This is a genomic window from Psychrobacter sp. UBA3068, from assembly GCF_002366815.1.
Lineage (GTDB): Bacteria > Pseudomonadota > Gammaproteobacteria > Pseudomonadales > Moraxellaceae > Psychrobacter > Psychrobacter namhaensis.
Genome location: NZ_DFBY01000026.1, coordinates 32,294 through 53,953 on the forward strand (window position 1 = coordinate 32,294; position 21,660 = coordinate 53,953).

The 21,660-nt window shown below is 45.7% G+C and carries 16 protein-coding genes and 2 tRNA genes; 10 read left to right on the forward strand and 8 right to left on the reverse strand.

Annotated elements, in window-relative coordinates; genetic code table 11:
* Window positions 1-495: 495 nt before the first annotated feature.
* From B2P60_RS06605 to gltX, 5 genes are all read right to left on the reverse strand, one after another.
* Window positions 496-1,554 carry a hypothetical protein gene (locus tag B2P60_RS06605; RefSeq protein ID WP_193006495.1) on the reverse strand — a complete coding sequence of 353 codons (1,059 nt, stop codon included), beginning with the start codon at window positions 1,552-1,554 and terminating at the stop codon, window positions 496-498.
* A 452-nt stretch (window positions 1,555-2,006) separates the two neighbouring features.
* A tRNA-Glu gene (locus B2P60_RS06610) sits at window positions 2,007-2,082 on the reverse strand.
* A gap of 158 nt (window positions 2,083-2,240) precedes the next feature.
* Window positions 2,241-2,316: transfer RNA gene (locus B2P60_RS06615), tRNA-Ala, on the reverse strand.
* Window positions 2,317-2,438: 122 nt separating this feature from the next.
* Window positions 2,439-2,804 carry a hypothetical protein gene (locus B2P60_RS06620; RefSeq protein ID WP_193006496.1) on the reverse strand — a complete coding sequence of 122 codons (366 nt, stop codon included), beginning with the start codon at window positions 2,802-2,804 and terminating at the stop codon, window positions 2,439-2,441.
* Window positions 2,805-2,921: 117 nt separating this feature from the next.
* Window positions 2,922-4,463: a glutamate--tRNA ligase gene (gltX, locus tag B2P60_RS06625; protein WP_286740142.1), complete on the reverse strand. Its 1,542-nt coding sequence runs from the start codon at window positions 4,461-4,463 to the stop codon at window positions 2,922-2,924.
* 432 nt (window positions 4,464-4,895) lie between these two features.
* Here gltX and rsmH point away from each other — a divergent pair, with 432 nt between their 5' ends.
* From rsmH to B2P60_RS06675, 10 genes are all read left to right on the forward strand, one after another.
* Window positions 4,896-5,930 (forward strand): 16S rRNA (cytosine(1402)-N(4))-methyltransferase RsmH, encoded by a 1,035-nt coding sequence (rsmH, locus tag B2P60_RS06630; protein ID WP_227670116.1) that lies wholly within the window; start codon window positions 4,896-4,898, stop codon window positions 5,928-5,930.
* Between the two features lie 235 nt (window positions 5,931-6,165).
* Complete coding sequence (ftsL, locus tag B2P60_RS06635) at window positions 6,166-6,663, forward strand: cell division protein FtsL (protein WP_286740143.1); 498 nt, start codon at window positions 6,166-6,168, stop codon at window positions 6,661-6,663.
* Entirely contained in the window at window positions 6,660-8,777 is a 2,118-nt protein-coding gene (locus tag B2P60_RS06640) for a peptidoglycan D,D-transpeptidase FtsI family protein (RefSeq protein WP_198334404.1), read from the forward strand. Before ftsL ends, B2P60_RS06640 begins: the two co-directional genes overlap by 4 nt.
* A gap of 71 nt (window positions 8,778-8,848) precedes the next feature.
* On the forward strand, window positions 8,849-10,603 hold the full coding sequence (locus B2P60_RS06645) for a UDP-N-acetylmuramoyl-L-alanyl-D-glutamate--2,6-diaminopimelate ligase (RefSeq protein WP_286740145.1): 1,755 nt from the start codon (window positions 8,849-8,851) through the stop codon (window positions 10,601-10,603).
* A gap of 84 nt (window positions 10,604-10,687) precedes the next feature.
* The gene (locus B2P60_RS06650; RefSeq protein ID WP_193006502.1) at window positions 10,688-12,142 is read left to right on the forward strand and encodes a UDP-N-acetylmuramoyl-tripeptide--D-alanyl-D-alanine ligase; all 1,455 of its coding nucleotides are present in this window, start codon (window positions 10,688-10,690) and stop codon (window positions 12,140-12,142) included.
* 3 nt (window positions 12,143-12,145) lie between these two features.
* On the forward strand, window positions 12,146-13,264 hold the full coding sequence (mraY, locus tag B2P60_RS06655) for a phospho-N-acetylmuramoyl-pentapeptide-transferase (protein WP_193006503.1): 1,119 nt from the start codon (window positions 12,146-12,148) through the stop codon (window positions 13,262-13,264).
* Window positions 13,265-13,406: 142 nt separating this feature from the next.
* The gene (locus tag B2P60_RS06660) at window positions 13,407-14,357 is read left to right on the forward strand and encodes a putative RNA methyltransferase (RefSeq protein WP_286740148.1); all 951 of its coding nucleotides are present in this window, start codon (window positions 13,407-13,409) and stop codon (window positions 14,355-14,357) included.
* 231 nt (window positions 14,358-14,588) lie between these two features.
* Window positions 14,589-15,167: a PepSY domain-containing protein gene (locus B2P60_RS06665; protein WP_286740150.1), complete on the forward strand. Its 579-nt coding sequence runs from the start codon at window positions 14,589-14,591 to the stop codon at window positions 15,165-15,167.
* Between the two features lie 613 nt (window positions 15,168-15,780).
* Window positions 15,781-17,262, forward strand: a complete 1,482-nt coding sequence (locus B2P60_RS06670; protein WP_286740152.1) for a SulP family inorganic anion transporter — start codon at window positions 15,781-15,783, stop codon at window positions 17,260-17,262.
* Window positions 17,263-17,564: 302 nt separating this feature from the next.
* Window positions 17,565-18,914 carry an MBL fold metallo-hydrolase gene (locus B2P60_RS06675; protein ID WP_286740153.1) on the forward strand — a complete coding sequence of 450 codons (1,350 nt, stop codon included), beginning with the start codon at window positions 17,565-17,567 and terminating at the stop codon, window positions 18,912-18,914.
* Window positions 18,915-19,064: 150 nt separating this feature from the next.
* Here B2P60_RS06675 and B2P60_RS06680 read toward each other — a convergent pair whose 3' ends face one another.
* The 3 genes from B2P60_RS06680 to B2P60_RS06690 form a co-directional block, all read right to left on the reverse strand.
* Window positions 19,065-19,769 carry a hypothetical protein gene (locus B2P60_RS06680; RefSeq protein ID WP_286740155.1) on the reverse strand — a complete coding sequence of 235 codons (705 nt, stop codon included), beginning with the start codon at window positions 19,767-19,769 and terminating at the stop codon, window positions 19,065-19,067.
* Between the two features lie 433 nt (window positions 19,770-20,202).
* Window positions 20,203-21,036, reverse strand: coding sequence for a sulfite exporter TauE/SafE family protein (locus B2P60_RS06685; protein WP_230710313.1), 834 nt, complete (start codon window positions 21,034-21,036; stop codon window positions 20,203-20,205).
* 77 nt (window positions 21,037-21,113) lie between these two features.
* Window positions 21,114-21,614: a flavin reductase gene (locus B2P60_RS06690; protein ID WP_230710315.1), complete on the reverse strand. Its 501-nt coding sequence runs from the start codon at window positions 21,612-21,614 to the stop codon at window positions 21,114-21,116.
* Window positions 21,615-21,660: the final 46 nt, after the last annotated feature.

Here is a 21,660-nt window from a genome sequence, read left to right on the forward strand (position 1 = left end):
GGGCGGTGATAAAGTGTTACGTGCATAGCACGTTTAGACGCTACTCAATTTATAATAGGAGCCACCACTTTACTGTCTGTGTTGCGCTCTTTTTTATATATAGTCGATGCATTTAAAAAGTGTTATAGCGCTACTAGGATGAATTTTACGCAGCCTCTGTCTGCGTAGGCACAGCACGCAAGTAAAATTTGTGCTAGTAGCGCGTTTAAATTTATATAACCGTTTTATTTTCAACTGACCATAGTCTATTCCTATGTATTTTATAGGGTGAGGTGGATAATTTAGCGCAGTAATATCTGCAAATTGGCGCTTCTATTTACGTGGTGCGTCTAATAAAACCTTAGGTTCTCAAGAACAAAAATTGGTATGACGTATAGGGTAACTGCATCAACTTTTTAATTGATAAGACAGAAAACCTCATAAAAAAAAGCCCAGTGATAAACTGGGCTTTTCTCTACTTAAACTAAGTATTTTATTAATTATACTTATACTGTCTTAGCGAACATTATCACCGAGTGTGACAATAGGCTTGTCTAAGCGATAATTTGCAGCGGCACTTTTTGCACCCATAGTAGCTGCAACGAATGTTAGGATCGTGCTGATTAACCAAAATAGACCACTGTATAGCGCTGTTTTACGGGCAATCTCTTCAGCTTGTTGTAGGTTTTGATCGACTGTCTGTTGGGCCTGCGCAATATATTGCTCAGTTTGAGTTTTATACTCATTAAATGATTGAGTCACTTCGTTACGTACTTCGACAGCCTGCGCTTCAGTTAGACCTTCTTGTTGTAAGCGATTGATAAGTTCAGGACCTTGTAGCGTTTGTTCAATCGATGCCATACGCTGTTTTGCGTACTCATCGATGTTACGCCATGTGTCGACACTGGTGAAGTCCATAGCAGCAACATCATTTTGCGTGTTGTTGATCATCTCATCCAACACATTGGTTGTCGCTTCGATTTGTTGATCATTTAAATCCTGAGTGTTTTCAGCGACCATCGCACTGATATCAGCTTTGCTAATGTCTCCAGATACGGTTTGATAGACTTGTTGAGCGGTTTGTTGTACTTGCTCTACCGTGCTATCTGGTGCGGCTACTGCTGCAGTACCAGCGGCTGATGTACTGGCTGCGGCTACGCCACCAGCGGTCTTAGCTACTGTGCTCACCGTGCTACCGACTACGTTACCAGCTGATGATAAAATGCCAGTTGCACTACTTAAGGTAAAAAAGGTGGTAAACAACACAATCAATGCGGCCGTTAATATACCAGTTAAGGTGGCATCTTTTGAGTCGATAGCCGTCCCATCACCGAATATAGCTTCAGGGGCTGAAAATTTAATGGCAAAATAACCAGCGACAAAAGCACTCACTAAAGCAGTGATAGCAGCATAAATACCACCAGCGATACTAGTGCCTTTTAAATCAAATGGTAAAAATGAGCTTAATACCAAAGCGAGGGCAATCATTGCCATGACTACGATCAGGCCTATGACAAGACCGGCAAGCACACCGCGCCACGATGGACGACGTTGGGGGGTATAAGTAGTTAACATAATCATTCCTTTTTAAAGGTCACTAATCTTTCGTTAATGTTTAGAGTGTTCACTATCTTACTGTCAGGATTTACGCTTAAACGTGTGTTCGCCAGAGACAATTAATAGTGAATATAGTGACAGCATAAGGAAAAGAACCCAGCATTAATAATACTGTTAAGTAGAGAAACACAATCGTTATGTATAACAATGTTAAGGTAAGTGACAAAATCGCTGACATGTAACTAGGTGTAAGTAGGAGGCGCTAAACTATTAACATTTATACGAATTTTTAGAGACAGGTGAGGAGTTGGAGGAGAGGTAGAGAGTAAGTCGCTATTAAAATTAGGCATGGGATAAAATTCAGACAATAAAAAAGCCCAGTCACATACTTTGTGACTGGGCTTTTTTATTGTTCGCTTACTAGTCTTATCTAATGCAGCGCAAAAGGGCTAATAAGTGACGCCGAATAGTGGCGTCCCCAGGGGGATTCGAACCCCCGTTACCGCCGTGAAAGGGCGGTGTCCTAGGCCTCTAGACGATGGGGACGCATAGAGTGTTATAACCAATGGTTACAACGATACTTCACAATATCAGATAGCTTACCTATTAATAATAGAGCAAGCGTTGCCTAGGTGCTGATATCGTCCTTCTAGCGAGTATTTATTATCAAGTTTCAGCCATGCTGAGCATTGCTATAAATAAGATGGTGGAGCTAAACGGAGTCGAACCGTTGACCCCTTGCATGCCATGCAAGTGCTCTACCAACTGAGCTATAGCCCCTCGCTAAGAGTGTGCGTATTTTAGGTAAGAGCAGCGCTCTTGTCAACAGCTATTTTAAAAATAATTCATAAATATGCAAAAAAAAGCGTTTTAGCCTATTTTAAAGGCTCAACAAGCCCAAATTAGCGTGGATTTTGCTTAAGCGCGATCTCTTTGATGGCTTTATCGGTGTGAAATTCTTCTTCTGTGCCATCAGAAAAGACGACAGCACAGCATTCCGCTGGCACATACTGACCGCCTTTTTCTCGGATCGTTCTTATACCTTTAAAGCCTGTAATATCAAATGCGCCTAATTTCTCTAGATTATGCTTGGTATAGGCGCAGTAAGTGCTGTATATCCATGTTAAATCTTCAAAATCCTGTCCTGTTGTTAGGGTAAGGTTTGCCTCAAAAAGCTCTTTTACGATGGCATCATAGTATTTTTGCGCTTCTTTTAGGGTGTTAAAGACATAATCTTTGCTTTCTATTGTGACGGTTTTTCTGGTCATGTTTGTTTCCAGTTGCGATGTTCAGTACAAAGTTGTTATAAATTAAAAAAAGGGTCAGAACTTGCCTGACCCTTTTAAACTCAAAAACTTCCGCTCATTTGTTATGCAACTGCCAAGCTATTTATCAGCCAAAAAATCTGGCAACTCTGCCGCTTGTTTCTCTAGTTTTTTGAGTTTCTTTTTACCGAGGCCGCCTAATATATCAACCGCATGGCGCAAGCGGGTCAGCGTCATATCAGCACCGATGATCGCCATAGAGTTCATGACGGGCGTCGATGAAGTGCTACCAGCGATGGCGATAAAGAATGGGGCCATAAAGTCGCGCATTTTGATATCAAGATGAGCAGCAAGGCCTTTTAACGTCGCGTAGATGTTTTCTTCTGACCACGTCGGTAAGGTCTCTAGCTGCCACAGTGCCAGTTGTAGCATTTCTATGATTTGCTCAGGCGTCAGCGACTTATGGGTAAAGCTTTCAGCGTTAATATCAGGCAGATTTTGGAAATAAAAACCACCCCAATTGACCGCGTCAGACAGCAGCTCGATACGGGGTTGAATAGCGGCGGCGATAGCGGTCAATTTATCGCTGTCATTTGCCCAAGCAAGGATTTTATTTTTTAGCTGTTCAGGCGTGAGCGCACGGAGCCATTCGGCGTTGAGCCAGTTAAGCTTTTCGATGTCAAATATAGGCCCGCCGAGCGACACACGTTGAATATCAAAGCTCGCAACCATCTCATCCAAGGTGAATTTCTCCGCTTCATCAGGCATTGAGTAGCCCATACGGCCCAGATAGTTGAGTAGGGCTTCAGGCAACACGCCAGCATCACGGTAGTAGGTGATAGACGTTGGGTTTTTACGCTTAGACAGTTTGGATTTATCTGGGTTACGCAGTAGTGGCATGTGACACAGGACTGGCATCTCCCAACCAAAGTAATCATAAAGCAGCTGATGTTTGGGCGCAGAGTTCAGCCACTCTTCACCGCGCATCACATGACTGATATCCATCAAGTGGTCATCAACGACGTTTGCTAAGTGATAAGTTGGCATGCCGTCGGTTTTGAGCAACACTTGCATATCAACTTGGGTCCAAGGAATCTCAACGGTGCCGCGTAGCATGTCATGTACCTGACAGATGCCGTCGGTTGGCACACGCATACGGATGACATGGGGCTTGCCCTCGCTCACCAATTGCTCGGTTTTCTCGGCGGCGAGGTGGGCACAGCGTCCATCATAGCGCGGCGTCTCGCCATTGGCCATTTGCTCAGCGCGCATAGCGTCTAGCTCTTCACTGGTACAAAAACAGCGAAATGCGTGGTCAGCATCAATCAATTGCTCAGCGTGCTTTTTATAAATCTCACTGCGCTCGCTTTGACGATAAGGGGCGTGTGGTCCACCGACATCTGGACCCTCGCTCCAATCCAAACCGACCCAACGCAGCGCATCTAAAATCATTTTTTCAGATTGTTCAGTCGAGCGAGTTTGGTCAGTGTCTTCGATACGCAAAATAAATTCGCCACCGTGTGCCTTAGCAAAGGCTAGGTTAAAAAGGGCGATATAAGCCGTTCCCACATGAGGAAAGCCCGTAGGTGATGGGGCAATACGCGTGCGGACAGGGCGCTTGCTGCTAGCAGTTGTCGTCAGGGTCGTCGAGGTTTGCATCATAGGGGTCTCAGAATATTGTAGATAGTGAAAAAAGGTAATGACAAGTATCAGCCACAAATATGAGTAAAAAATACGGATGAAACAATAGCAGTCAAAGTTGAAAAATAGCGTAAAATATAGCGTTAGTATAACAGAGAGATGGGATATTTTTAACGAAATGCCCTTCTAGAGCTTGACTACCAGTGTATCCTTGCGATAATAATGCTAGACAAGCCATAACTTGTTTATTTTCATCTGATTTTTTACTATTACTGGCCAAAATGGTCGTCATCTACTGAGTTATTTGTGTCACTATCAAAATCGAAGTCAAAACCTACGCCCAATTCTAACGCCAACGATTCTTCAGCTGCTGATCATGCTGAGTCAGCGACCAACCTGTCTTCTGTAGAAGCTCATTCTGCTCAAAACCTGACTGAAGAGAGTAGGCAACATATCGCCCAAGAGTCAGGTGAAGACTGTGCCACGTCTGATGAGTTGAGTTTTATCCATGATGCCGTGCTTTTGCCAGAGACCGTCGCGGCGGTATTGGGCGTCAAGTCCTTACCGCCCCAAAAAGATGCCACCAAAGGTCAAAATAGCTTACAAATGAGCGGCATTTATGTGGATGCAACCTTTGGCCGCGGCGGCCATAGTCGCTTATTATTGAGTCATCTTGCTGATGATGCCAAGCTTATTGTCTTTGATAAAGATCCGACTGCCATTAGCGTTGCCAAAGAGCTGGCAAGTACGGACAGCCGGGTACATGTGGTACATGATAGTTTTGCGACGTTGACGTCCAGTCTGGCCGCGCTCGGTATTACGCAAGTGGATGGGTTGATGGCAGATCTGGGTATCTCATCACCCCAGATTGATGATGGCAGCCGCGGCTTTAGCTTTATGCGCGATGGGGCGGTCGATATGCGGATGGATACCAGCCGTGGCCAGTCGGTTGCTGAGTGGCTAGAAAAAGTCGATGACGAAACCTTGGCCAATGTGCTGTATGAGTTTGGGGAGGAGCGTCACAGTCGCCGCATCGCCCGTGCCATCAAACAGATGGACAGTTATGAGTCAACGCTTGAGCTGGCTGAAGTGATTAAGATTGCCCATCCTAATTGGCAGCGCGGCAAACATCCTGCGACACAAAGCTTTCAAGCCATGCGTATTTTTATTAACAATGAGCTTGGCGACGTCGATGACTTTTTGGCGCAAAGTATTCCAATTTTAAAGCCGGGTGGACAGCTTGCGGTCATTAGCTTTCACTCATTAGAAGATCGCCGTATTAAGCAGTTTTTGCAGCGTCATAGCAAAGGGCAGTATCCAGAAGATGAGAATTTACCGATGCCGCCCAAGCGCCCGCGTTACTTTAGTAAGCCTAAACGTGTTGGTCCAAGTAAAGCTGAAATAAGCCACAATCCACGTTCGCGTAGTGCGTGGTTACGACTGGCGACACGTACTGATAGTGATTATTTACCTGACGTCGAGCAATAAACCGCTCCTTTTTTGCTGGAAATCATTTTAATCGGCTTTCTAGCGACTAGAGACGAGTAAATGCTTTAATGATTACGCTGCTGTTAAAAAGCTGTAAACATTATCTGCTAGGCTCGGCAGTTACTTTTTGGTTTGGTTTTACGCTTATTGATGATGCTGATGGCTCATGAGTTTTTAATAACTCACCAACCGTTATCGTTTTTTATATTTTGAAGTTCACTTTTTTGAGATGGTCATGGCAATATCTGACAAACCTGCAAACCGTCGTACCGCAGCGGCCTACAATGCTGATGTTGGCGAACTGTTTGTGCGCCGATTTAATGTGGTTAGTATTTATGTGGTCATACTGTTGCTGTTGGCAGCGGCTATTATATGGAGTGGTATCAAAACGGCCGACGGCGTTCAGCAATACCATCAGGACTATAAAACCTTGCAAGATATGAAAAAACAAGAGCGTAAGCTACAAGTTGAACATCAGCGTTTGTTAATTGAGCAGCAGACATTTAGTGCGACGCCGCAAATTGCCAGTCGTGCGGTCGCTGAGTTGGGTATGTTTTCACCGACGTTAGAGGATAAGCTGATTATTCAGCCGGGGGCGGCGGTCGCGGTAGCACCAGTCGGTTCTAGTGGCTCGGATGGGGTTGTTGCGGCTAATGATTCAGATATTATCGCACCAGCAATCGCTAATGAGATGTCTGCGCCCGATTCCGACCTAGCGGAGGCAGGACAATGACGGATAAAAAGTCTAACGCCAATAGCGACAAAGCCACCGCAAAGAATACGAGCAAAAAACCAACCAGCGGCACCAGTGGAAAAGTCACCAAGCCTTTACGCCGTGTGAGTGCGGCTAAATCTGGACAAAAGAGCAGCAAAGCTGACAATCAATCCACCGATAACCGCAAATCCACGCTATTTGGCCGTCTAAAAAAGAACGAAGAACAAGGCGCTTATACCAGTGTCAAAAACCTGAAAAATAAAAGAGCGTTTTTGGGGAAAGCCTCTGGGGCTTCATCTCGCGGCGGCTTTGAGCAGGATAAAAATCGCTTTCGTATGATTTGGGCTATTGCTCTTGTCATCTTGGGCTTGCTAATCGCCCGTGCTTATTATTTACAAGTCGCTAATGCCCAGTTTTATCAAGATAAAGGCGATGAGCTTATCACCAGCGTGCGGACGCAAAAATCTTATCGCGGTATGATTACGGATCGTAATCATTTGCCATTAGCGGTTAGTGCGCCACTGGCGACGGTCTCTTTTAGTCCACACGATTATGCTCGCGAATATTACGAGCTTAAACGCATTATCATCACCAACCCTGAGAGTCCGCAGCTGGTCGCGCGTATGCAAAAGCGCTTGGACAACATGGACTTAACTCAATTGGCGGCGGCAGCCAACATCTCGGTCGGTGAGCTAAAAAAAGCAACTGCCATCGATGACAGTATCGATGTGACTGATGAAGAAGCCGTCAAAGCGGCACTGCCATCTGGTGCAGGCTCGCATTATCTTCCTCTTTTGAATAAAGTGACGCCCGAGATTGCCCAAAGTGTCAGCTCGCTGGATTTTCCTGGCGTCTATGAAAAAAACTTCTTTCAGCGCTATTATCCACAGCCGCAACCGAATGCCCAACTGTTAGGCTTTATGGGACAAAACGCCAATGACCCTGAAGGCGGTTACGAAGGGCGTGCCGGTGTTGAACGCCAGTATGAAGCTGAGCTGGCGGGTGCCGATGGTAAAGTACTGGTGCTAAAAGATGCCAAACAAAACAGTCTTAAAGAAATTAAGCAGATTGAACCTGAAATAGCGGGCAAAGATGTGGCATTGACCATTGATTCGCGTTTGCAATACTTGCTGTATAAAGAGCTGGAAAAAGCCGGACGTTTACAAAAAGCGCGTTGGTCTACTGGCATGATCGTCGATGTACAAACTGGGGAGGTGCTCGCCTTATCAACTTGGCCATCATTTAACTCCAATAACCTCAATGAGATGACGGGTGAAAACCAGCGTAACCGTGCGCTTCTTGATGTCTTTGAACCCGGTTCAGTGATGAAGCCTTTCACGGTTGCTGCCGCCTTAGATTCAGGCAAATATACAGCCACCTCTTTAATTGATACCAATCCTGGCTCTATCCGTGTTCGTGGTTATACCATTCGCGATCATAATAATTTGGGCATGATTAATATGGCGACGCTGTTACAGAAGTCTAGTAACGTGGCTTCAACCAAGATTGCGCTATCGCTACCCGCTGATGCTATTACCAATATGCAAAAACAGTTTGGCTTTGGGACAAAAACGCCGTTACAGTTCCCAGGCGAAGGTAGCGGGCTGGTGGTCACGCCAAAAGAAAAAGAAACAGCAAGGCGCGCGACGGTCAGTTATGGTTATGGTCTACAAGTGACGCTGGCACAGGTCGCACAGGCTTACTCAGCACTGGCGGCAGGTGGGGTTATGCATCCTTTAACACTCATTAAAGATAACGAACCACAGCCCAGCAAACGTATCATGGCACATGAACAAGCGATGGCGATCGTACAAATGATGGAAAGTGTGACCGAAGATGGTGGTACGGCTAAAGGCGCTGCTATCGATGGCTATCGCGTCGCCGGTAAAACCGGAACGTCGCGCCGTATCAATCCAGAAGGCGGCTATCATACCGATCAGTATCGTAACGTTTTTGCTGGTATGGCGCCAGCGTCGAACCCAAGGCTGGTTGGTGTGATGTTAATCGAAGACCCACGCGGTCAAATTTATGCTGGTTTAACGGTGGCACCTGTCTTTCATAATGTTATGAAAGAGGCACTACGTTTATATAATGTGCCCTTGGATAAGCCATTAAAGACGGAAGCTCAGTAGATATTGCTATAAGATTTTTGCCTGTTTCACCACTCACTATTTGATTTGTTTTAACCGTTTAGGATATGCCAATGACCACGTCTACTTCATCGCCAAGCAGCGCTACTGTCACCTTGCAGCAACTGGCTGAAGCCAGCAGTAGTCATAGACATGGTTTACAGCAAGCCTTAAACGCGATGATCACGACATCGGCGCAAACATCAGTCAATCAAGTGACTGAAAATCAAGTGTCTTTGGTTGTCCATATCCCGTTTCACCAGTTTCGTTTAGACAGTCGTCAGTTAGCAACCAGCGATGTGTTTGTCTTATTAAAAAGCCAAATACCAAACTGTCAAAAAAGCCGCGACTACCTCTATCAAGCCGCTAAAAAGGCGGCTTTTATCCTATCAGAAATCGATCCTATCGCGCTGCTCGCGACCGCCAATGTACCCCCACATGCCAATATTGCCTTAACCTCTGATACTACCGAGTCATCGGCACAGCAGCAACTCACAGCGCTGGCTTGTCCAGTTTTATACGTACCCAACATTCGTGATTTTTTAGGGGATTTGTGTCAAGCGCGTTTGCAGTACCAACAGCCAGTGCGTTTACCCACCGTCGTGGCAGTGACAGGCACCAACGGCAAAACCACCATCAGTCAATTGGTTGCCCAGTTAACCCAGCTAACTGGCATGAGCAGTGCGGTGATGGGGACGGCAGGCAATGGTAAACTGGGGGCGTTGGTTCAAGCCAGCCACACCACAGGTGATGCGCTAGCCGTACAGCAGTTTTTATATCAAATGGGCTGTGATGGCGCTGAGTTACTCGCACTCGAGGCGAGTTCACACGGTCTGGATCAGCAGCGTTTGCAAGGCGTACCGGTGTCGGTTGCGATTTATACCAACTTGAGCCGTGACCATTTAGACTATCATGCTGATATGACAGAATATGCGGCGGCCAAAGCCAAATTATTTGATAAAGCGCACTTTCCAGATTTGACCCACGCCATTATTAATATCGATGACGAGTATGCACAAGTGATGCTGGACACGGCGCATGCCAGCGATTTAACCGTGTGGACATACAGCTTAGACGCGTCCAAAACTGCGACTTTTGTGGCCGCTGACATCAAACCAAGCCTACAAGGTGTCGAGATTGCTCTGCGCGTCGATATTGATAGTACTGACTGTGATGGTACGGGTCTTGGTGGCGAAAAAAATGACAGTGTTAGTATCGTTAGCCCACTGTTGGGAGGCTTTAACGTGGCAAATTTGCTTGCCGCTATGGCGGCTACAGTGGCACTTGGCTCTGATGTTGATACTGATATCGAGCGCATTGCTGCGGCGGTGCCAAAGCTGCAAGGTGCGGTTGGACGTATGCAGCGCGTGCCCTCTAATAATGGTTGTTTTATCGTGGATTATGCTCATACGCCTGATGCCCTGCGTCAGGTATTGGCGAGTCTTAAGACCCATTGTAAGGGGCAGCTATGGGCAGTATTTGGGTGTGGCGGTGACCGTGATGCTGGCAAGCGCCCATTGATGGCGCAGGCAGGTCTGGCGGGTGCAGACCAAGTCATTTTAACGGCAGACAATCCACGTACTGAAGATCCCAATGTGATTTTGCAAGATATGCAATCAGGTATGAGTGACGAGCAATACCAGCGCACCCATATTGAACCTGCGCGCCAAGCCGCCATTGAATATGCGGTCAGTCATGCAGCTGTCGATGACATTGTGGTTATCGCGGGTAAAGGTCATGAGACCTATCAAGAAATTGACAATGTACGTTATGATTTTGATGACAGTGTGGTCTTACAACATGCCCTCAGCAACGCTGGTCGAGTGTAGATAGAAGCGGCTGCACGCGGTTTTTCATGTTTCACAAAAAATTCAAATATAAAAAATAAGTAGTCATCATATAAGGTAAGCACTATGACAGCCGATAACGATAACACCATCCAGTCACAAGGGCTGTATGTGTGGCAAGTAGACAATTTGCTCGCAGCGACAACCGCACTTGCTGGGCATTGGCAGCTCTCAGAAGAGCAAGTAAGTACCGGGCAGTCAGAGCTAGCAAAAAACGCAGTGGTGAGTAACCGTATCGCCACCGATACGCGCACCATAAAAAACGGCGACATCTTTTTGGCGCTCAGTGGTGAGAATTTTGATGGTCATGATTATATCAACATGGCGGCATCAAAAGGCGCGGTCGCTGCTATCGTCTCGCGTCCTATTTCTACGAGTATTCCGCAGTTGGTGGTGAAAGACACACGTTTGGCGCTCGGCCAATTGGCCGCGTATCGTCGCCAGCAGCATAAAGACTTGACCGTGATTGCGATTACTGGCTCTAGCGGTAAGACCACCTGTAAAGAGATGCTCGGTAGTATCTTTGGCCGACTGGCACCGACATTGATTACCCGTGGTAATCTAAACAATGATTTGGGTGTGCCGATGATGCTTCTTGAGCTGTCAGATCATCATCGTTATGCCATCTTAGAGTTGGGTGCCAATCATATTGGCGAGATTGCTTATACCACTGAGATTGTCCAGCCTGACGTGGCCTGTATCTTAAATATTGGTACCGCCCATTTGGGTGAGTTTGGTAGTCGTGAAGGCATTTGCCAAACCAAAGCGGAGATTTATCACACCTTATCAGACACGCAGTTTGCCATTGTTCCTGACAAAGATGATTTTACCAACCAGCTACGCCGTATCGCTGAAAAATACACCTCGCATGTCATTGGTTTTGGTAATACCGACGTGAGTGCGAGTCACTTGGATGTAGAGCCTGAGCGTAGTGAGTTTAAACTGCATATTGGCAACCAATTACATGACATCAATTTGCCGCTCGCAGGGGAGCATAACGTCAACAATGCGTTAGCCGCTGCTGCTTGTGCGCATGCGTTAAATATTGCTGCGAGTGACATTGTGATTGGGCTAGAAAATGCGCGCCCTGCTAAAGGCCGTTTAAACAGTCAGCTGCTTGGGATGCATCGCCTGATTGATGACACTTATAATGCCAACCCACACTCGGTGCGTGCAGCTGCAAAAGTACTGGCGGCGCAAACGGGAATACAGGTTATGGTGTTAGGAGACATTGGAGAGCTGGGTGACGCAGCCGTTAGCGAACATCAAAGCTTGGGACGTACGATTGCGACTACTGGTATTGACGTACTGCTTTGTGTTGGTGAATATGCGCCTTACACTGTGGCGGGTGCGCAAGAGATTTCTGATATCAGTGCCCATGCTTTTACCGATAAAGACCTTTTACTACAGTATTTACAACCGTATTTGCAGGCGCAACAGTCTCAGCCTTGCACTGTGCTGTTCAAAGGCTCTCGTTCCATGCAGATGGAAACCCTTATTCATGCGCTAGTAGAGGAGTAGGCGGTGTTAGTTTGGTTGTTTGGCTGGCTTGGCCAGTATTATACACCGTTTTCTGCGGTTTCCTCACTCACGCTACGTGCGTTACTCGCGGTCATTACCGCCCTCGCATTCAGCATGATTTTTGGCGGGCGTGTCATTCGGCGTCTACGGGCGCTTAAGTATGGTCAGGCCATTCGCAATGATGGTCCGCAATCGCATTTGGCCAAAACTGGCACACCGACCATGGGTGGGGTGCTGATTTTGAGCGCGATTGGGGTATCGACCTTGCTGTGGGCTCGTTTGAACAATCCGTATGTTTGGATTTTGCTCGTTGTGATGGTTGTCTTTGGCGCAGTCGGCTGGGCGGATGATTGGCTCAAGATTAAATACAAAGATCCGAAAGGGTTAATCGCGCGCAAAAAGTACTTTTGGTTATCCATGGGGGCGTTATTCGTCGGCGTTTCTTTGTATTATATCGCGACGCTCCAACCAGATGTCGCCACCACTCGTGAGATGCAAGACTTGTTATTGCCCATCTTTAAGGATTGGATGATTCCGTTTTCGGCGGTGCCTTTTGGTATTGGTTTTATTATTTTTACGTATTTTGTGATTAATGGCGCGTCTAACGCTGTTAATTTAACCGACGGCTTGGATGGCTTGGCAATTTTGCCTGTGGTCTTGGTCGCGGCAGGTCTGGGTGCCATGGCTTATGTGTCAGGCGACGTACGTTTTGCTGATTACTTGCATGTGCCTTATATTGCTTACAACTCTGAAGTGATTATTGTCTGCGGTGCGATGATTGGCGCCGGACTTGGTTTCTTATGGTTCAATGCTCATCCAGCGCAAGTGTTTATGGGTGATGTTGGGGCGCTAGCACTGGGTGCGATGCTCGGTACCATAGCCGTCATGACGCGGCAAGAGATTGCCTTTGCGATTATGGGCGGGCTATTTGTGGCCGAAGCACTGTCAGTGATGTTACAAGTTGGTTCGTATAAACTGCGCAAAAAACGCGTCTTTCGTATGGCACCACTGCATCATCACTTTGAAGAAATTGGCTGGAAAGAGACGCAAGTGGTGGCAAGGTTTTGGATCATTGCCATCATATTGGTCATCCTTGGGTTAATGACGCTCAAACTGCGTTAAAGCAGACATACCTGATTGATGGTTTTATCATTCAATCAAAAGCCATCTCACATGTGATTGAGGTGGCTTTTTTATTGCGCCTTTTATTACTTAGCGAGTCTGAACTTTGTTAAAATACTCGCCATATTGCGATGATCTTGAGATGCTTGTGTCCTTATTTGTTTGCCCGCTTTGTCAATCACCACTACAGCCCGCGCTAGATACGTGGCGCTGTGATGGCAGCTTAAACTCTAAACAAACCGTCCATACTTTTGATGTGGCACGGCAAGGCTATGTCAACCTGTTGCCCGTGCAACAAAAGAAGTCCAAGGCCCCAGGTGATAGCCAAGCGTCTATCGAGGCGCGAAAGCGCTTTTTGAATAGGGGACATTATAAAAAGTTGCAAGCGTTAATTGGTCAGACAATGGGGCAGTTACTCGCGCAGCGTGAGCCAGTAGCGACATCGCATAACATGCCTGTTAATTGGTTAGATGTCGGTTGCGGTGAGGGCTACTACACGCAGGCTATGGCAAAAATAACGCCAGATACCATAGATGCCTTAATCGCAGCTGACATCAGCAAGCCTGCATTGGTTGAATTGGCGAAAGAGAGCAAGGCGGCGGGAAGGCTTTGGTATCAGAAAAACACAGATAACACCGACAAGGCAACCGCCATTTATCCCCTCGTAACGAGCGCCGCTCATCTACCGTTACGTGCTCACAGTATGACGGGTATCAGCAGTATTTTTAGTCCGATTTTGCCTAAGGCTTTTGCTGAGGTGTTGACTGACAATGGCTATTTAATCATTGCCAAACCAGATGAGGGGCATTTAGCGTCAATGCGTGAGGCGTTATTTGATAGCGTCCGCGAGCACGATTCAGATAAGTTCCTACAAGAATTAGCCCCATATTTTACTCTGATGAATACTTATCGCGTCAGTGCTGAGATGTCTTTGTCAGCCGATGATTTGGCTGATCTAATGACCATGACCCCGTATGCCTATCGTGCCAAAAGTGAGAAAAGACAAGCGTTAGTGGCCACCGTTGAAAAAGAGGCGTTTAGGACTGAGGCCAGATTTGTGGTTTATGTTTTGCAAAGAGCGCTTGTTAAATAGCGTTTGTTATCACTAAAAACCCCAGTATTTTCATAGCTGTAGTCGAAGCGTGGCATCTCTAAATAAATCGAGCAGTTACGCTTTGACAGCATAAATCACTTAGACATCCCAATTGACTCTATGTCATTATTCAAATCGAAATCAATATCTTATGAAGGTAGGCAGGTTGCACGGCACTGTCTAAACTCATAAACAGTCTTTAGAAAAATTGGAGCACTCTAGGATAACACTATGAAAAAACTATCAACATTGAGCAAACCTCTCGTAATGGCACTAAGTATGGCCAGTATCAGTGTGGTAACTGTGGCAGTCAGTCAAGCTGCTACCACCAAGGCACCGAGCAGTGAGCTACAGGCGGCTTCACAGAGTAAGATTGATCTAGAGCAAGCGCTGTTACTCGCCAATAAGGCAGTGAAAGGGGACATCGTCAGTGTAGGGTATGATCAAGAAGATCGTACGGTAAATGGAAATTACGAGATCAAAATTATTACCAATAATAATGAACAGGAAGTAAAAGTCCACGCCAATACAGGTAAGGTCACAAAAGAGGAAGTAGAGCGCTTAGATAAAGAAGATATGGCAGAATACAAAGCCATGAAACAAGCCAAACTTACCTTGACGCAAGCCATCAGCAAGGCCAACCAAACCCTAAAAGGTACCGTGCTAGAAGCTGAGTTCGAGACAGATTTTGGCAAACCTGTCTATAAGGTTGAAATTGGTAAAGACAATCAGGTTTATAAAATCGTTATTGATAGCACGACTGGTAATATCATTCGCAGTCAAGCCCGCACCGCGGATAGTGATGACTAAGTACTGAGGTTCTACTTGATCCTAAGCTTTTTCAATGACGGCCTAGGGTTTTCTTTTCTGGCAAAATGATGAGCGTGTAGAGTCTATTTTTTATCCGACAGCATCGCTGCCAGTCTGATAGTGTCTTACTTTGAATGTGCTAGTGTGCTAACATTAGTGCCATTATTAAAAGGATATTGCTGTGGCGCCTAGTTATAGGCCTAGTTATAATAGTAACAAAGTCACAGCATGTCATGCGATGTAAACCTTACTATAAAGATGAATATGCCAATCTAGTTGTCTCTCCCCCTCCTCAGTAAATAATTGCTCCCTATAGCAATTACTCTCATAGAGCGTCTGACGCTTTTTCCTGTGCACGTGCACGGCTTTAATGTCTGTATCCATAATCGATTTATCTATTGAGTTATTAAGAGCAAGCTATTAAAGGCAAGTTGTGACAATAACTCGCTCAATATGATGGTTCACATTTTTGTATTCGTTATTTAATGGGCGTTGTGCCTAGCTAAAAATGTGTTAGACCTTTGATTTTAAGTATCTCTTATTTTAGATATTTCTTATCTTAAATATCGCGATTATTGACAGACTAAAGCAGTTTCTAAAAACTGAGTTCAACATGTTAAATACCATTAAAGAGCATTGGTTATCCAATGTTAGAGCCGACGTCCTAGCTGGTACGGTCGTTGCGTTAGCCCTTATTCCTGAAGCCATTGCGTTTTCTATCATTGCTGGTGTCGATCCCCAAGTGGGTCTTTACGCGTCGTTCTGTATTGCCGTTGTGATTGCGTTCGTTGGCGGGCGTCCGGCGATGATTTCGGCCGCAACTGGTGCAATGGCACTACTCATGGTCACGCTGGTGAGAGAGCATGGCTTGCAATATCTACTGGCTGCCAGTGTATTGACAGGGGTCATACAAATTATCTTTGGCTTTTTAAAGCTGGGTAATTTGATGAAGTATGTCTCTCAATCTGTTGTTTTAGGCTTTATTAATGCCTTGGCGATTTTGATTTTTATGTCGCAGATTCCGGAGCTGATGCCGCAAGACGGCTCAAACTTAGTACACGTCTATGGTCTTGTGGCTCTCGGTCTAGTGATCATCTATGGTTATCCCTACCTCCCAAAAATCGGCAAAGTGATTCCGTCACCGCTGGTCAGTATTGTACTGGTGACGGCAGTCGCCATTTTATTAGGCGCAGAGGCGCGCACCATCAATGATATGGGTCAGCTACCGGATACTTTACCCATATTTTTACTGCCTGATATTCCTTTAAACTTAGATACTCTACTCATTATTTTGCCGTATGCCATCAGTCTTGCGATCGTCGGTTTGCTTGAGTCTATGATGACCATGACCATTGTGGATGACTTGACCGATACCAAAGGTGATCGCACCCAAGAGTGTAAAGGTCAAGGTATTGCCAATGTCGTCAGTGGTTTTTTTGGTGGTATGGCGGGCTGTGCCATGATTGGACAGTCTATCATCAATGTAAAATCTGGCGGTTATACCCGTCTATCGACCTTGGTGGCTGGGGTGTTTTTATTATTGATGGTGGTGTTCTTAAGCGACTGGTTAAAGATTATTCCAATGGCAGCATTAGTCGCTGTGATGATCATGGTGTCAATTGGTACGTTTAACTGGGGTTCTTTTAAAGAGCTAAAAACGAAGCCATTACAAAGTAATATCGTCATGATCTCCACGGTTGCGGTAGTGGTCGCGACTCATAACTTGGCGTACGGCGTGCTCATTGGTGTATTGCTATCAGCCCTGTTCTTTGCCAATAAGATTGAGCGTTATATGAGTGTGCATACGCAATTGGATGAAGCAGAACGAACGCGTTATTATCAGGTCGATGGACAAGTTTTTTTCTCATCAGCTGAGCGCTTGATTGACTCATTTGATATCAAAGAGTCTGTCTCTAAAGTGGTCATTGATGTATCGCGAGCGCACTTTTGGGATGTGACGGCCGTCGCTGCCATAGACAAAGTCATGATTAAGTTTCGCCGCGAAGGGACTGACGTTGAGCTGATAGGTCTCAATGAAGCAAGCCAAGCGATGATAGAAAAATTCGGCGTGCATGACAAACCTGATGCCGAGTAAAGCTTGGATGCTCATTAATATCAAGCATTAGCAATATCGTTTTTAAGGATATATAAGGATAAAAATTGAAATCTAACAAAGTATAAGGCACTAAGTGAGTTCAAACCACAGAAACGGTGGCCGAACCATACGGCAGAAGCGTAGAGAGTCTTAAAAATAATCAGGTTAATATATGTTATTGTATATTGATTGCTGCCTTGAGTGTGTGCTAGTTTTATTAAATACCGTGGCTTCGCGTCATTCTAACAGTGTTTATCTGTCAAGAGCAGGCGTTTAGTTGATTTAATAATAAGGACAAGGCTATGCTATTAGAAAAGATTAAAACACCTGGTCTTTCACATTTATCTTATCTAGTGGGATCAGGCGGGCAGGCCGCGGTGATCGACCCACGTCGTGATTGTGCGATATATGTAGAGAAGGCACGAGCAGCAGGACTTCAGATCACTCATATCTTTGAGACGCATCGTAATGAAGATTTGGTTTCTGGCGCGCCGATCTTAGCAACGTTGACGGGCGCATCGGTACTGCATGGTCCCAATCCAGAGAAACCGATTGCCTATGCGCAGACCGCACGTGACGGTGATTGCTTTACTCTCGGTCAACTTGAAATCCGTGTACTAGAAACGCCCGGCCACACTGATGACCACCTTGCTTATGCTCTGTTTGATAGTGCTTATCCAGAGAAGGCGGTAGGCGTTTTTACTGGTGATGCCCTGTTTGTTGGTGATGTTGGCCGTACTGATTTCTATCCTAATCGCCGCAAAGAAGTTGCAGGTCTGCTTTATGACTCACTACAAGATATCCTTGCTTTAGGTGATCAAGCCATCATTTACCCAGCGCACGGTGCCGGGTCCGTCTGCGGGTCAGGCATGGCAGAGCGTGAGTTCTCTACCGTTGGTCACGAGAGATTGAATAACCCGCGTTTACAGATTACCGACCGGGATGCTTTTATTGAGTTTAAGGTTGGTGAAAATCATTATCAGCCGCCCTATTTTCGACTGATGGAGCGCCTCAATATGGAAGGTGGTGATGCGCCGCCAACCGTGATGCGCCCGCGTAACCTTTCGCTTGATCAACTGAACAGCTGTGATGCTGATCATCTTATCGATATTCGCGAGCCGATGGCTTATGCTTCAGGGCACCTGCCTGGATCAATGAGTTTGCCTGTGAATATGCTCCCTGCGTTTGCTGGCTGGTTTGTGCAAGAAGGACAAAGCATCGCACTGATTGCCTCTGATGAAGAGCAGCTTGCTACTGCCATGGAGCATCTGGTACGAATCGCCCTTGATAATGTAGTGGGTGGCTATGTGGGCGTGGTACCGGCTGCTGCACAGGGTGAAAAGATACAACAAACTCCTATGATCGGCACGTCTGAGGTTGAGGATCGTCTTAATAACGCTGAATGCTGGACACTGCTTGATGTTCGCGATATCGATGAACGAAATGCCACTGCGATTGAAGGATCACAGCATATCTATGTTGGGCATCTAAATGAACGTTGGCGAGAACTCGATCCGAGCCGCCACTATACAGTAATGTGTGCCAGTGGTGCTCGAGCGACAGTAGCGGCAGGATGGCTTGCTAGTCGTGGTTTTGAAAACATTGATATCTACCTAGGGTCAATGGGAGCATGGCAAGCCGCGCATGACTGATGGATTTCTGTTTTTATTCACGAGATAAGCCGTCACACAGAGAGCGTACATGGCTTATCTAGGTGATTTGTTCTTCAAAAGATGGCCCCAATTAAAGGCGCCATCTTTCTTATTTTTTTTATGTGACTTTTTCTGCAACAAAGATAACTACTACTGACTAGTAAACGTCACCGGTTTAGTACCATTACTAGCAGGCTGACTGATAGTTACCTTGCTCGCTAGAATATCGCCTTTGGCATTGATCTTGTAGCATTCTGAGGAAGTACCTGCAGGATCATAGCTGAGTAGCAAGTTGCTTGACGTCTCTATACAGAACCATGCCGTGTTATTGGTATCTCGAGTCAGAGACCAGTCTTGGTGGTAAGTGCCTATTTTTGTGCGCATGCTGTTGTCCGCGTAGACATTTTCAGTCATTAATGCGCTTGAGTCACCAATGGTAGCCATCTTAGGTATAGTGCTCGTTTGGTTCGATAGTGAATACTTGCCCGTACTGTCAGTAAATCCATGAAACACCAATGGGTTCAAGGTAAAGTAGTTGATAGCGACGGACTGATCAGTGATTTGGTTGTTTACTTTATTGATCGTGTTTACTTCGGCCCCTTGTACGGGTTTATTGTTGAAGCGCATGCTGCCTTTAGGCGTAACTTGGATGTCTGCTGAGACGCTTTGATTGCCTATAACGGCCACCAATTTTTCGCTCCGTTGTTTGGTATAAATATTGAGCATAGCAGTCTCAATAGGATACTGCGTAACGATATTGTTTTGATTGGTATTACCTAGTGCCCCACCATTCATACCGCCAGCACAAGCGCTTAATCCCAGCCCTGTGAGCACACACAATCCTAGTGTTTTCATGGTTTAATCCCTCAATTTGTTTAAATAAATATTATCAATATCTACTATAATCCAATTTTTAAGCAAAGACATCTGCCAACCGTCTTAGACCTTGCTGTTATTACAGCACTATAACAACCAGCAATTTTCCAGCGCGATAAGAAATAAATAATCTCTGCCAGCACTGCGCATAAAATGATCAACTAGGACAGTGTTAATAAAACCATACGGAATGTTTGTGACACCTTTCATGGATCGATCAGCGCCGATTTTGATAAAAATTTTATCTCGACTATGTTGCTTTTATAGTCTTTGTCTCATTTCTTTTGTCTCATTTTTATAAAAATCATTCAGGCAGCAGGAGATAATAAGTATCAACTGAAGAAGACGTTACCAGCCACTTAGACATTATCGCAACGCAATCCAAAGTGATGCTAGAGTAGGAAGAATGTACTCAAAGCACTCCCTTAAAAATAAAGTAACACCCCACGACAGTTAGTAATATTGCAAAGCATTTCTTTAAAAGCGCTGGCGATAGTATATGGGCGACTTTTGCACCGAGCTTAGCGGTAAAAAAGCTCATAATGCTAATTCCTAAAAAGGCATAAATGTGCACAAAGCCAATGGTATTGGGCACATTGACTTGCTGCTGCATCCCAAAGAACATAAACCCTAATGCACCGGCAATGGCGATAGGTAAGCCACACGCAGCTGACGTACCAACGGCTTTTTGCATGACCACACCATAACGAGTGAGATAAGGTACGGTTAAGCTGCCGCCACCGATACCGAAAATGGCAGAGGCAATCCCGATAACCCCACCTGCTGCCAATTGCTTAGGTTTTGAAGGCAGTTCTGTATTAGCATCATTGGCACTACTCGCATTGGTAGCATGACTTGTGAGCTGTTTTTTGCCACCGAAAAACATCTTGTAGGCGACCCAAAGCAAAAACACCCCAACAATAAGTTGGAGGTACAGCCCAGATATCTGTCCTGCTATGCCTGCCCCTAAAAAGCAGCCAACCGCTAAGCCTGGTGCCAGATTTTTAAAAACAGGCCACATGACGGCGCCTTTCTTATTATGTGCCATTAACGAGCTGATAGAGGTGATAATGATGGTCGCCAATGACGTACCTAATGCTAAGTGCATGATGTTGTCAGGACTGTAACCCATTTGCGTAAAGACGATAAATAATAATGGCACGATAATTGTGCCACCGCCCACACCAAATAGCCCCGCAGCAAATCCTGCTAGCGCGCCTATAATTAAAAAAATGATTAGTTCCACGGGATATTTGCTTCTTATTTAGAGTTAGTGCGATGGTTGTTTTAGTTAAGTGATAATAAGTCAGTTTAAAAGCTAACTTAAGCGATTTCTACTTGGTCCACTTGACCAACTCGAGAGTAGGCACGATTAAAATACACCAAACTTTCTGCTTGCTCACTTTGGCTGATGGCGACCACCCGGCACATAAAGATGCTGTGCGAGCCCACTTGCTGAATGTCCTCAATCTCACAATCAAAGCTGACCAACGCATCTTCTAAGACGGGAGCGCCTGTGATTAACGTACTCCAAGAGCCATATTCAAATCGCTCTTGCGAACTCAACTTAGAGGCAAAAGCGTTGGATATTGGCTCGTGCTGTGCGCCCAACACATTAACGCTTAACGTTCTATTCTCAATAAAATGGGCATGTGAGCGGGACGTCTGATTCATGCAAACCAGCAAGGTTGGCGGTGTGTCGGTGACGCTACACACCGCAGAGGCGGTAAATCCGTGTGCACCAGTGCGGCCTTTTGTGGTAACAATATTGACCGCGGTTGTTAACAAAGACATGGCATCTCTAAAACCGGTGGCTTCAATCATGGCTTAACTCCTAAATTTTAAATCTTTAAGTGCATTGATAACTGAG